We start from the raw sequence: 13,447 nt of genomic DNA on the forward strand, positions 1-13,447 counted from the left end.
AATAAAAGGAGAAAATATATGGGAACATTATCAGGTAAAAATATTGTAAAGAAATATGGCAAGGATACAGTTCTTAAGAATGTAAATATCGATATTGAAACAGGAAAGATTTACGGACTGATTGGTAGAAACGGTGCTGGAAAGACTACACTTCTTTCAATTCTTACAGCTCAGAATCCTGCCACAGAAGGTACAGTTACATTAGATGGTCAGCCTGTATGGGAAAATGAGGAAGCTCTTTCTCACATCTGCTACTCAAGAGAGATTCCACAGGTTACCATGTTTGGCCCTAACACATTAAAGGTTAAGGATTATCTTGGAACAGCAAAGATTTTTTATAAGAATTGGGATGAGGAATATGCAAAAGAGTTGGTAGGATTATTCAACCTTAATCCAAAGAAGAAAGTAAGCAAGCTTTCAAAAGGTATGCTTTCAGCTCTTACAATCATCATCGCTCTTGCCAGCAAGGCAGACATCACTATCCTTGACGAGCCAGTTGCAGGACTTGACGTTGTGGCAAGAGAGCAGTTCTACAAGCTTGTAATTGATGAGTATGCACAGACAGGTCGTACATTTATCATCAGTACACACATTATCGAAGAGGCAGCTTCATTATTTGAAAAAGTAATTATCATCGATGATGGTCAGATTGTTTTAAATGAAAATACTGAGGATCTCTTAAGCAGAGCATACAGAGTAAGTGGCGAAGATGTGAATGTAGATAAGGCAACTGATGGATATAAGGTTTACCATCCAGAGAGCATCGGCAGAAATAAGGTGGTTACAGTCCTTGCTGAGGAACCAGTTGCTGGCTTTGGAGAAGACGTTCAGGTTGAGCCGGTTGCACTCCAGAATCTCTTTTATGCTATGTGCGTAGATGGCAGAAAGGAGGCATAGCATGAATAGCTTATTAGCAAGAACAAGAAAATATTATTTTCTTGCAGGGTTAAAACTATTTGGATACGTGGCTGCAGTGCAGTTGCTTTTGGTTGTTGAGTGGACGTTCTTTGGTGTTGAGGAAGAGGATATTGTGGGATTTGTCTCTCAAAATGTCATTACATTCAATGCAATGTTCATGGTGCTCTTCAACATGCTGTTTGCAATATATGGTCCTAACTGGTATGACAGCATGGTGCTTTCTATGGGCGCCAGAAGAAGAGATGTATTTTGGGGTCAGTTAATTAAGCAGAGCGTTTTTGTGGGATTATCAGCAATCCTTAGTATAGTATTATGTGTTGTTTTTAAACATGAAAATTTCCTGGGATATACCATAGTAGCCGTAGCTGCTGCTATGATTTTAGGAGCCCTTGGTCTTGTGATTGGATACAAGGTAAAAAAATATGGAAAGATTGTAATATTTGGACTTTTAATAATCGTAGGTGTACAAGCAGGTATCTGGGGATTTGTATTGGCAACTGGAATTAAGCTTCCAATTGGCAGCTTAAATAGTGCCATGATACTATCCTTAATTGGAGCTGGAGCTGTTGCAGTATTCGTTTTACTTGAGTTTTGGGCATACAGATTAAACCAGAAGTGTATGGTGAGCTAGAGTGGAGGAATTATGAGTAGAGATATTAAAGCGATACTTCATATAAAAAAATATAATGAACTATTCAATTTATTTATGATTGCAATAATAATAGCTGCGATGTTAATAATGTGTTTAGTTTTTTCCACTAATACTTCTTTCGATACAGAGGGATTATCTATGATACTGGCAGGCGGTATCATTGGTGGATACGTTGGAACAAGTATGTTCTTTAAGATATTTTTTATCGCAGATGAAGTACCAAGAGGTCTTACCTTTGGTATGACAAGAAAGAAGCTATTCGTTGGATGTAGAATAGTGGATATGCTGGAAATCCTGTTCTTTACATTGGTAGCTTTTGCATTCATTAAAGTTATTGGCGTATCAATGATTTTAAAAGTTGCTGTTGCACTGTATGGTGTATATATGTGGGTGGAAGGCTTAGCTGGAAATAGTGTTGTGAGATATGGCAAGATTGCATACTGGGTTTATTATTTCGTATTTCTATTTGCAGTTATTGCATTGCCAAGATTGGGATATTTCATCCCTTCATTTGGAACACCTTTAGCTCTTGCTTGGGATTTCTTTATTAACCCATTTTTCAATCAGGGAATTGTTTGGACATCAATATTAGTATTTGATTTGCTTGGACTTATTGTTAACTGGCTTACATTTAGAAAGATTCCAGTGAATTACGCATCATAAAAATTTAGTTATGGGAGGCCGTAAGGCCTCCTAATTTGTTTTAGTGGGTAATATTGTTTATAATATAAAATAAATATTTTTAATTATCAGGAGGATAATGTAACAAATGGGATTAATTCAAGCATTTAAAGGGTCAGTATCGGCGGAACTGGCTAACCAGTGGAAAGAATTCTTCGTTTGCGATTCTATGTCAAACGATGTGCTTTTAAAGAGAGCTACTCACAAAATCTCTGGAAAGAGCAGCAACACAAAGGGCGAGCAGGACGTTATTACAAAGGATTCTGTTGTAATCGTTAACGAAGGTCAGTGTGCCCTTTTAGTAGACAGCGGAAAGATTATCGATGTAGCTGCTGAGGCAGGTGCATACTCATGGGAGGATAATGGTTCTGCATCAATCTTCGCCGGCAACTTCGCAGCTGTATTCAAAGAGTTTGGCCGTCGTTTCACATTCGGTGGTGAGAAGCCAGTACAGCAGAGAGTTTACTTCGTAAATACGAAGGATATCACTGGGCTCAAGTTCGGTACTCCAACTCCAATTCCATTTAGAATTTTAGATAACAATATTGGATTCGATTTAGATACAAGCTTAAAGTGCAATGGTAATTATAGTATGCAGGTTTCAGATCCTACTGCACTTTATACAAACTTAGCAGGAAATGTTAGAGATGAGTATACTATCGACGACATTTCTGATCAGCTTAGAGCTACATTTATTCAGGCTCTTCAGCCAGCACTTGGTCAGCTTTCTGAAATGGGAATCAGACCTTCAGGTGTTCCAGGTCACACAAAGGAAATCTCTGACGCAATGGCACAGCAGCTTAATACAGAGTGGACAGAGAAGTACGGTCTTGCTGTTACTTCTGTTCAGATTCTCTCAGCAGTAATGCCAGAGGATGATCAGGCTACTCTTAAGGAGCTTCAGAAGACAGGTGCATTCCGTTCACAGGCTATGGCAGGTGCTACACTTGTTCAGGCTCAGGCAGCAGCTATGCAGGCAGCAGCAAGCAATGCAAACGGTGCAGCTATGGGATTCTATGGATTAAATATGGCTACACAGGCAGGCGGTGCAAACGCAGCAGATTTATTAAATGCAGGAGCAGCTCAGCAGGCAGCACAGCAGCAGGCTATGCCTCAGCAGGGAATGCCAGCAGGTCAGCCTATGGGACAGCAGGGCTTCAATGAAGTTCCTCAGGGCGGACAGCCACAGGCAGGCAGATGGTTCTGCCCAAATTGTGGAAATGAGAACTACGGCAACTTCTGCGTAAACTGCGGCACAAAGAGACCATAAGGGTTTGGAGAGTAATAAATGGCAACAATGTTTCCATGCCCTAATTGTGGAGGGCAGCTTAGATTTTCTGCGGAAGATCAGCAATTGAAATGTAAATCCTGTGGTTCACTTACAGAAATAGACAGTTATACACCAGATGATAAAATCGGCATGGACACCATCACAACAAATGTTTATGAGTGTCCTTGCTGTGGTGGAGAAATCCAGCTTATAGATAACGACGGAATGGAGTTTTGCCCATATTGTGGTAATCAGGCCACAATGCAGGAGAAGTTCTCTACAGAGGGCGCTCCAAAGTACATCCTTCCATTCCAGCTCAACAAGGCGAAGGCCAGAGATAAATATAAAAGTCTTACAGGACATCTTCATTTTGCTCCAGATGGCCTTGGTGACAAGGATAATATCGAGAAGCTGGTAGGCATGTATGTGCCATATTATCTTTACGATTACAGTATTGATGATGAAATAGAATACAAAGGTAAGACAACAAGATCCACAGCAGATTATTATATTACCGACTATGCAAATGTTGATGTGTCGGTAAAGGTAGATAGTTTGAAGGTGCCTTTTGATGCATCTCAGACTTTGGATGACAGTATTGCGGCAAAGCTTGAGCCATTTCCAATGGATAAAGTAAGAACTTTTAATCCGGGATATTTGGCAGGCTTCTTCGTTGAGAATTCTACTGTAGACAAGGATGTTTATAAATCAGACTCCTTGGATAAAGCAGTAGACTATCTCTGCTCCGAAGTAAGTAAGGGCAGTCACGGTTACAGCCCTGAGGCAGGCACAAAATACGAAATCCAGACGAAGCTTGCAAATGATTTGAAGTACGATGATGCTCAGGGCGCTTACATGCCAATGTACTTCATGACTACTAAGTATGATGACAGAGTAGCTTACTCTATTATCAATGGAGCCAACGGTGTGTCATACATCGATATGCCTATTGATAAGAAAAAAATGTATTTCTTTGCAGGAAAAGTATCTGCAGGAATTTTTGTAGTGCTTCTTTTGTTAAGCTTTATTTTGAACTTCAGTTTTAATGTTAAGAGCCTTTGCTCTTTTGGCGCTCTTGTTTCAGCATTGATTGCTTTAGTGGGAGCGATATTGGCAGAGAAGACTTACAGCACAGATAATCATCTTAATGACAAGGGATATTTCCAGAATGCAGAGACTGTGAAGGAAAAGAAGGTGAAGAAGGCTAAGAAATCATCAGCCTTAAGTGGTGCAACCTTAACAGGAGTGATGGTAGTAATAGCCATTGCTATCTTTGCTGTTTCAATGGAATTTACTGGCGCGCTCCTTGGTATTCTTCCTTATATCTTCTATCCAGTCAGTGTAATCATGATTATTGTGGCACTGATTAAGGTGAAGAAGGGCGAGAAAAAGGTAATGCGTCTTGGCATAATTGCATGGGCCGTCTCAATAGTTGTAAGGCTTATTAATTTGCCAAATGATATTTTTTACTATGCAGCTTTGATAGTAGCATTTGTGGTAATTCTTGTTTCCATAAATGCCATTGTGAATGAATATAATCGATTCGCAACTCATCCTGCACCTCAGTTCCTTAAGAAGGGAGGTAGGTTAGAAAATGCGAGAGATTAGAAAAATAGTCCTTGGGTTGATTGCAGCAGTTATGCTGCTTACACCTGTTAATGTATATGCAGCAGCTTCAAACATTTATATTGCTGATGATGCAAATATTCTCACAGACGCTGATGAGGCAGAGGTTTTAGAATATTTGGAGACACTTAGCGGTGATACAAAGTACGTGGTAGCCACTACTGATGCTTCAAGCATTGACTCTACAGATGAAAAGCTGTTTGATTACTACACAGCCAGGTATTCAAATTATGATGACGGCGTGGCATTTATCATCGATATGGATGAGCGTGTAATCTGGATGTCCGGATATGGAAAATACCAGAAGAGTATTTCCAGTGCAGATGCTACAGATATCACAGATAACATTTATCGCTACGCATCAAAGGGCGATTATAAAACCTGTATCATTAAGGCCTTCACTCAGGCAGATACACTTACAAATAAAGGTTTTATCTTAAGACCTATGAGAATAATTGTATCCTTCCTGCTTGCCATAATTATTGGTTTATTATTCAGTTTCTTTATGGCTATGTCAGAACGTTCAAATGTTAAGATGGACGGCAAAGGCGCAGAGATTCTCATGGCTGGCGCCGCAATTGCAGGCACAGCTGCTATATATGACACACGAAGAGTACGACGCTCTCAAAATAGTAGTTCCGGAAGCCATTCAGGTGGCGGATTCTCCGGTGGAGGCGGTGGCTTCTCAGGAGGTGGCGGTCACTCAGGCGGTGGACACAGCTTCTAATGGATTTGTTTTGAATTATTAAGGAGGCAATGATGACAAAGAAAAATGGACGGGTGGAGTTTTTACGTTTTATTTTTGCTTTGGCTATATTGTTCTTTCATATTCACAAAAGATTTGCAGATGGGGGAATGATTGAGCTTGGAAATACAGGTCTCAACTTTTTCGCCAGAGGCTATATTGGAGTAGAGTTTTTCTTTTTGGTATCAGGTTATTTGCTCGCTGCAAGTGCCTATGCCAAAAGAGAAAAATCTACAGAGATGATTGGTACCGAAACAGCACTTATGATGAAGAAAAAGTTTTGGAATGTTTTTCCTTATCATCTCTTTGCAACCGTACTTACGATTATCGTAAATGCGTATTTCCTGGAGAAGACAGCTCTGGACAGATATCACTATGTAGTGGATTCCTGGGCATCTATATTCTTCTTACAGGTATTTGGATTCGACAGTACATGGGTAAATAAACTTACATGGTATTTGGATGTATGGTTTATGGTTACCTTTATCTTCTATCCATTACTGAGAAAACACTATGATGTGTTCGTTAAGATTGTGTGCCCACTTCTGGCACTGTTTGTGCTGGGATACATGGCTCACGAATATGATGGAATCGCAGGTGTAGATGGCTGGACAGGAATGTTTTACAAATGCTTTCTGAGAGGCCTTTCTGAGATGGCATTGGGCTGTAGTACCTATAGTCTTACCAGACAGATTAGCAGATATAATTTTACAAAAGCAGGAAAGATAATTCTTGGATTTTTGGAAATTTTCTGTTACTTGATTGTATTTAGATATGCCTGTACAGAAATGGATGTGAAATATAGCTTCCCAGTAATTTTTGTTTTATGGGTTGCAGTTATTCTTTCATTTTCAAATATTAATCCTTGTGAAAAGTTTTTTGACAAGCCTGTTTTCTACTGGATGGGCAGGGTCAGTCTTATGATCTATCTGAATCAATTTTATGCCATCCGATTGGTACAGGAGCTCTGCGAAGAATCCAGCTTTGCAGTGAAAACATTTTTATGTTCCATCGTGACATTTGCAGGCGCTTTTGTCTGCGATAAGGTTGTAGGGTGGTTCATAAAAAATAAACCTATAAGCAGGTTAATCATTAATTCTTAGGGGAGAATAAATTGGTTTTCAGCTCACTTATTTTTTGCACAATCTTCCTTCCACTTTGCCTTTTGGTTTACTATGGGGTTCCAAGAGTACTTGGTGGAGGGCAGACACGCAAAATTATTTTATCTAATTATATATTGCTGTGCTTCAGTTTGATTTTCTACGCTTTTGGTGGCGTGAAATATCTGCTTTTGATTGCTGCGGTTATTTTCATGAACTGGTGCGCAGGCTTCCTTGTGTCAAAAGGACGTCACGGTGATTTTGTGAGACATTTAGGTCTTATTGGAGCCGTTGTATTTGACATGGGATTGCTTTTCTTTTTCAAATATTACAATCCACAGGAAATAGTCCTCCCTGTTGGTATTTCTTTCTTTACCTTTCAGGCCCTGTCCTATGTAATCGATGTGTATAAGGATACAGTAGAGGTGCAGGGAAATCCGTTTTATTTTGCACTTTATATTTCGTGCTTCCCACAGCTGGTGGCAGGTCCTATTGTCCACTATAAGGACATAGCAGGACAGCTCACAGACAGAGTGGTTGGCTCATATGAATTTGCCGAGGGAATCAAGCGCTTTTGTTTTGGCCTTGGCAAAAAAGTTCTTATCGCAAATACGTTAGCTGTGGTTGTGGACAATGTTTGGAGTGGCGATATTTCAAAGCTGGATGCTACAGTGGCATGGCTTGGTGCTATTTGCTATTCATTCCAGATTTATTTTGATTTCAGCGGATATTCCGATATGGCCATTGGCCTGGGAAAGATGTTTGGATTTGATTTCAAAGAGAACTTTAATCACCCTTACCGAGCAGAATCAGTGCGAGATTTTTGGAGACGCTGGCATATTTCCCTTTCAAGCTGGTTTAGAGATTATGTGTATATCCCATTGGGAGGAAGCCATTGCTCAATGGCCAGAACATGCCTGAATATTTTTGTAGTATTTTTACTTACAGGTATCTGGCATGGAGCCAACTGGACATTCCTTGTTTGGGGTGTTGTATATGGTATTCTTCTTATTTTCGAGAGGCTTTGGTTTGGAAAGATTTTGGACAAGAATCCAGTTAAGTTTTTGAACAGGATGCTGATTTTTATTGTTGTGACTATACTTTGGGTAGTGTTTAGAGCCCCTAGTGTTGCTACTGCAGGAACATTTATCTCAAGAATGTTTGTTGGAGGCATCAAGCCTATCAACCTTGTGAATCAGCTTTCGGGCTTAAGTGTAATGGCATTTATATGCGCATGTCTCTTTGGAGGTTTTGTGCAGTCGCATATGAGTGTAAAGGCAGTGAAGGGCAATGCATTTGTGTGCCTCGGGTTGCTGTTGCTTAGTTTGTTGTTCCTGGTGAACGGTACTTATAATCCATTTATTTATTATCAATTCTAGAAGCTGGCACCGCAGGTGACTGATGAGGTGTAAATTGACCTTTAAAAATCTGAGAACAAAAATATTTATAGTGGTATTCTTACTCATCCTCACCATCCCTTGGGTAGGGGGTGGTTTACTGCGCCTATTTTCAGCTGACACATACCAGGCAGTTTCCGTGGTGGAGACAGAAAAGCGTCAGATGCAGAACATTGAGTGGTCCAACCTTTTAAATACCGGTGAGAGTGTAAGTGGATTTATAGATGACAGAATTCCTTTTAGATATACTTTGATTTCCATTTATAAATCTATGAATGACGTCATAGATGGCCAGTATCAGAAGATGGCAACAGCCGTTGGCCAGAAGCTTTATAGCGCCGATGCCAATAAGAATAAGGTTGTGGAGAGAGGCCGCACCAACATGCCTATTGTGCCTGGAGAAGAGGTGCAGCAGGCAGCGGATGATATTTTAGATGATGATATCTTTTTCCCACTTCGTGTAAATCAGGATGTTATTGTGGGAAGATTTGGCTGGTTATATCTATATGGCGAGAATGAGTATGAATGCTATGTGGGTTCCAATATTTTAAGTGACGATGAGATGCAGCATTACGTGAATCTGGTGAATCAGTTACAGGCTATATGCCAGGCTCGGGGAAAAGAGCTGTATGTTTACATAGCACCTAACAAGTCTTCCGTTTATCCAAAGTACATGCCGACAGTTGAAAAGGTGGATGACTGGAGACGTATTTCCCGTCTCTATCAGAAGATGCAAAATGAGGCCAATGCTCCATTTATCTATCCAATCATAGAGGAGCTGGAGGCATCCAATGTGTTCCAGGTATATTACAAGTACGACAGCCATTGGAATCATCTGGGAGGTCTTTATGGCACCAACGCTCTTTATGCAGCAATGGGAGTGGAGCAGACAGATCCTGCATCATGGATTGTAGGAACTCAGGATGCTGATAAATATGAGCTTTATACTTACATGGGAATTCCAGATTCTATGGTTACTCATGATGATGCTGAGTACACTGTGGACTACAGACCAGAGATAGAAGTGAATGGTTTGGATGTGGAAAAAATGATTTGCCGAACCACAAGTAATGGCGCAAATCAAAAGAAGCTGTGCCTCATCGGCGACAGCTTCCGTGTAAACATGATGCCATATATAGCTAAAGATTTTACCAACTGTACCTTCGTTCATCGTGACTATATGAAGGAAGTATCAAACGACATCAAAGACGCAGATATCATCGTAATCGAGGCTGTAGAACGCTACGATTATGAAGGATTTAAAACTATACAGAAGGTAATTAATTTGTTGAGTAATTAAAGCGCACCAATCAAATGCTGTGCAATGGCTGCGAAGCCTGCATCATTTGGATGGCCTGCAAGGAATGAGCCGATTGTGTACACAGTACCATCTGGTGTTGTGTACTGATCGCCAGCCTGAAGCATGTAATCCTGCACACCCTGGATGTCAGAAAGGCTTACGTATGTGATGCCATTTGCAGAAGCTACTTCCTTCTTTGTGCTGATGATGCTCTTGTATGCCCAGAAATTATCAAGCATGACAATTCTTGCATTTGGATTGTATGTCTTGATGTATGTAATCATATCTGTGAGATCCTCTTTGAAGTGGCTCTCGTGACCCTTTACATTTTCACCAAGCTCAATAACGATTGTTCCATACTGATATTTTGTGATGTATGGATCCAAATCATCTAACTCATAATTTCTTGTGCTTGAAAATTCCCATGAACGAAGTGACATGTAATCAAATGAGCTATAGCCCTTGGCTGCAACTGTAAGATGTACATAGTCATTCTCTGGTGCTGTGGCGCCGCAACCCCAGCCTGAACCCCACCAATCCTTTGTTGCAGGATAAAGTGTGATGGAGTTTCCAATAAATAAAATATCCTTTGTGGCAGATGGTACTGATTTTGAGCTTGAGATTGGAAGTGGAATAGGTAAGTATTCCTTAGAAACATCCTCAAAGGCTACGTATCCGTAATCGCCGTTTATTTTAATCTTGTAGTAATCAGTCTGCTTACATTTTCCTACGATAGAAACACGTGAATCTAATGAAAGAGTACCAATGATTTCTGCTGTGTCATATGGCTCCTGACGTACAGTTGCCTTTGACTGAGCATAGTAGGTAGCTTCCATTTTTGAGAAAGTGTATTTATCTTTCTTTTCTGAGGAATCCTTGCTTTCTTTTTTCTCAGCCTTAAGCTTTGCAGCCTGAGCAGCTTCTTCCTCTGCGATTCGAAGTTCCTCCTGCTCTTTTTCGATGCGGGCTCTCTCTTCAGCTTCCTGCTTGTTCTTCTGAACTGTAAGAAATCCCAGCGCAATAATCAATGCAAATAACGATATCCATAGAGTAATTACTATCTTCTTCTTCAAAATAATTCTCCTATCAAAAACATGTTAATTAATTTATAATTGACGTTAGTAAAAAGTATTATAACACTTATATCCGGATTAGTCATTTAGGGGGATTATGAAACCAATTTTATCAGCGTCCCAAATGAAAGAATGGGATTCAAAAACAATTGAACAAATGGGGGTTCCATCACTTGTTTTAATGGAAAGAGCTGCCCTTGCAGTATGCAACAGAATCCTGCATTCATATTCTGATAAACCAAAGATTGGAATATTCGCAGGTCCAGGAAACAACGGTGGAGATGGCATAGCGATCGCACGTATTATGCATACAAAGGGATTTCCTGTTAAGGCCATTGTTTTAGGAGATTCTAAGAAATTTTCTTCTCAGCTTAGGCAGGAGCTGGAGATAGCTGGAAATTATGGAGTGGATATTGTTTATCCATGGAACATAGATGATGTAAGCATAAAAGAGTTTTTAAGAATGTTTGCTGACTGTGACATTCTGATTGATTCCATGTTTGGCATTGGACTGACCAGAGGTCTGGAAGGCGACTATGCCGTTGCTGCAGAGTACATTAACCAAAGTGGAAAGACTGTCATGGCTGTGGATATCCCATCCGGTTATGATACTGACAGTGGAAAACTTCTTGGTACCGTAGGCGTGAAGGCTGACACCACTGTGACCTTTGCCTATATGAAAAAGGGACTGGTTCTTGGCGATTGTAAGTTGGCAGCTGGAAATGTTTATGTGGCTGATGTTGGCATCTATTGCAAGGATGATAAGGTGGCACAGCTGCTTGATGATGACATACTGACATACATTCCAAAGCGTGAGGCTAATGCCAATAAAGGAACCTGCGGAAAGGTTCTTGTGATTGCAGGTAGCGAAAGCATTTATGGAGCATGTTATCTAGCTGCAAATGCAGCGCTTGTGACAGGCTCAGGCCTGGTAAAGATTTACACCCATCAGAATAATATAGAATCCATCCAGCAGACATTGCCTGAGACTATGTATAAGGGATATACAGCTTTTGATGAAGCTGAGGTACTTCAGCAGATTAGCTGGGCTGATGCCATTGTCATTGGTCCGGGACTTGGCACCTCTGAGGTTTCTGAGAAGATTCTTAGGACAGTTTGTGATCAAGCTAAAGTACCTGTGATTGTGGATGCAGATGGAGTAAATCTTCTGGCGAAAGATTTAAAGCAGCTTGATGAATTGGCAGGCAGAGTTCCTGTAATTCTCACTCCTCATCTAAAGGAGATGGAGCGACTTTGCAATACACTTGTAAATGAGATAAATTACAATATGGAAAATGTGGCAAAGGAATTTGCTGCAGAGCATAACTGTATTGTGGTTCTTAAAAATTTCACTACAGTAGTTGCTATCGTAAATACGATATTCTATTGTGACAGTGGAAATGAAGGTCTTGCTACACCAGGTAGTGGCGATGTGCTTGCTGGCATTATTGGAGCGTTGCTTGGTCAGGGATTATCGGCAGATGTGGCTGCATCAGCCGGGGCATATATTCATGGAAAGGCTGGAACCATAGCCACTGAAGACACAGGAATAAAAGGCTTATTAGCGAGAGATATTATCGCAAATATAAATAAAGTTATATGAAAGGCATTTTTTATGAGAGAATTTGATGTAGAAAAGCAGACAAAACAATTGATTGAGTACACCAGAGAATGGTTCAACAAATTTGGAGAGAACAGCCGCGCAGTACTTGGTATTTCAGGTGGTAAGGATTCATCAGTTACAGCTGCAGTTTTAAAGGAAGCACTTGGCGCTGACAGAGTACTTGGAATCATCATGCCAAACGGTGAGATGAGCGACCTTGATGATGCAAAGCTTCTCGTTGATTTCCTTAAGATTCCAAACGAGATTGTTCCTATTACAGATTATTACAATGCAGCTATTGCTACTTTTGAGAAGGCTGAGAAGTTTGAGGTTACAAAGGATCTTAAGATTAACCTTGCACCACGTCTTCGTATGTCCACACTTTACGCTGTAGCCCAGGGCCAGCCTGTCACAACATTTGTTGTAAATACATGCAATGCTTCAGAGGACTATGTAGGCTACTCTACAAAGTTCGGTGATGCAGCTGGTGATGTTTCACTTCTTCAGGATTTCACAGTTACAGAGGTTCTTCAGATTGGAGAATACTTAGGACTTCCAGAGCAGCTTGTTCACAAGGTTCCTTCGGACGGACTTTCTGGAATGTCAGATGAGGATAAGCTTGGCTTCAAGTATGCTCAGCTCGATGAATATATTTCAAATGAAAATGCAGACATCCCTGCAGATGTAAAGGCTTCCATCGATAGAAAGCACGTGGCAAACCTTCACAAGCTCCAGCTTATGCCTGCATATAAGAGACATTAAAGATAAGTTTATCTCAGAGGTTTAGTCGATGGCTAAACCTCTTTTTATTTTCACACTGCTTGATACAGCATATCAGCTCAGTCTCAAAGTCAATGCTTCCCTTTGGCGCTGCGCGGCATTGACATCTCGACTTTTAGCTGATATGTGATAATCAAGCAGGGGTGAAAATAGGGCTGTGGCAGAGCCACAACCTCTAATCAAGGTCCTCTAAGATTGCTTTATCAATTTGTAAGCTATAAACCAAGTGTTTTCGCTTGTCATTGATAAAATAACTAAGCTTGAGATGTCTAAATCATAAGATTTATCAATGGAGCTTCTAC

At 40.5% G+C, this 13,447-nt stretch carries 12 protein-coding genes; 11 read left to right on the forward strand and 1 reads right to left on the reverse strand.

Annotation, left to right across the window (positions count from 1 at the left end; translation table 11 throughout):
• Positions 1–18: 18 nt before the first annotated feature.
• The 9 genes from G592_RS0109725 (at position 19) to G592_RS0109765 (ending at position 9,689) form a co-directional block, all read left to right on the forward strand.
• On the forward strand, positions 19–897 hold the full coding sequence (locus tag G592_RS0109725) for an ABC transporter ATP-binding protein (RefSeq protein WP_028247655.1): 879 nt from the start codon (positions 19–21) through the stop codon (positions 895–897).
• 1 nt (position 898) lies between these two features.
• Positions 899–1,549 (forward strand): hypothetical protein, encoded by a 651-nt coding sequence (locus G592_RS0109730; protein ID WP_028247656.1) that lies wholly within the window; start codon positions 899–901, stop codon positions 1,547–1,549.
• 12 nt (positions 1,550–1,561) lie between these two features.
• Positions 1,562–2,233 (forward strand): hypothetical protein, encoded by a 672-nt coding sequence (locus tag G592_RS0109735; RefSeq protein WP_028247657.1) that lies wholly within the window; start codon positions 1,562–1,564, stop codon positions 2,231–2,233.
• Between the two features lie 106 nt (positions 2,234–2,339).
• Positions 2,340–3,521 (forward strand): SPFH domain-containing protein, encoded by a 1,182-nt coding sequence (locus tag G592_RS0109740; protein WP_028247658.1) that lies wholly within the window; start codon positions 2,340–2,342, stop codon positions 3,519–3,521.
• Between the two features lie 18 nt (positions 3,522–3,539).
• A complete protein-coding gene (locus G592_RS0109745) occupies positions 3,540–5,129 on the forward strand; it encodes a hypothetical protein (protein ID WP_028247659.1) in 1,590 nt (529 codons plus the stop codon).
• Positions 5,116–5,874, forward strand: coding sequence for a TPM domain-containing protein (locus tag G592_RS0109750; RefSeq protein ID WP_028247660.1), 759 nt, complete (start codon positions 5,116–5,118; stop codon positions 5,872–5,874). Before G592_RS0109745 ends, G592_RS0109750 begins: the two co-directional genes overlap by 14 nt.
• Before the next feature lie 32 nt (positions 5,875–5,906).
• Positions 5,907–6,995, forward strand: a complete 1,089-nt coding sequence (locus tag G592_RS0109755) for an acyltransferase family protein (RefSeq protein ID WP_028247661.1) — start codon at positions 5,907–5,909, stop codon at positions 6,993–6,995.
• Between the two features lie 11 nt (positions 6,996–7,006).
• Positions 7,007–8,371: an MBOAT family O-acyltransferase gene (locus tag G592_RS0109760; protein WP_028247662.1), complete on the forward strand. Its 1,365-nt coding sequence runs from the start codon at positions 7,007–7,009 to the stop codon at positions 8,369–8,371.
• Between the two features lie 34 nt (positions 8,372–8,405).
• The gene (locus tag G592_RS0109765) at positions 8,406–9,689 is read left to right on the forward strand and encodes a DHHW family protein (RefSeq protein ID WP_028247663.1); all 1,284 of its coding nucleotides are present in this window, start codon (positions 8,406–8,408) and stop codon (positions 9,687–9,689) included.
• Here the strand turns inward: G592_RS0109765 and G592_RS0109770 are convergent.
• A complete protein-coding gene (locus tag G592_RS0109770; protein WP_028247664.1) occupies positions 9,686–10,762 on the reverse strand; it encodes an SGNH/GDSL hydrolase family protein in 1,077 nt (358 codons plus the stop codon). The genes G592_RS0109765 and G592_RS0109770 overlap by 4 nt on opposite strands.
• Before the next feature lie 97 nt (positions 10,763–10,859).
• On the opposite strand from G592_RS0109770, the gene G592_RS0109775 reads away from it, so the two are divergent.
• Both G592_RS0109775 and nadE read left to right on the forward strand, forming a co-directional pair.
• A complete protein-coding gene (locus G592_RS0109775) occupies positions 10,860–12,365 on the forward strand; it encodes a bifunctional ADP-dependent NAD(P)H-hydrate dehydratase/NAD(P)H-hydrate epimerase (RefSeq protein WP_028247665.1) in 1,506 nt (501 codons plus the stop codon).
• Between the two features lie 12 nt (positions 12,366–12,377).
• Positions 12,378–13,127 (forward strand): NAD(+) synthase, encoded by a 750-nt coding sequence (gene nadE / locus G592_RS0109780; RefSeq protein WP_028247666.1) that lies wholly within the window; start codon positions 12,378–12,380, stop codon positions 13,125–13,127.
• The last annotated feature ends 320 nt before the right edge of the window (positions 13,128–13,447 follow it).

The organism is Pseudobutyrivibrio ruminis CF1b, assembly GCF_000424005.1.
Classification (GTDB): Bacteria; Bacillota; Clostridia; order Lachnospirales; family Lachnospiraceae; genus Pseudobutyrivibrio; species Pseudobutyrivibrio ruminis_C.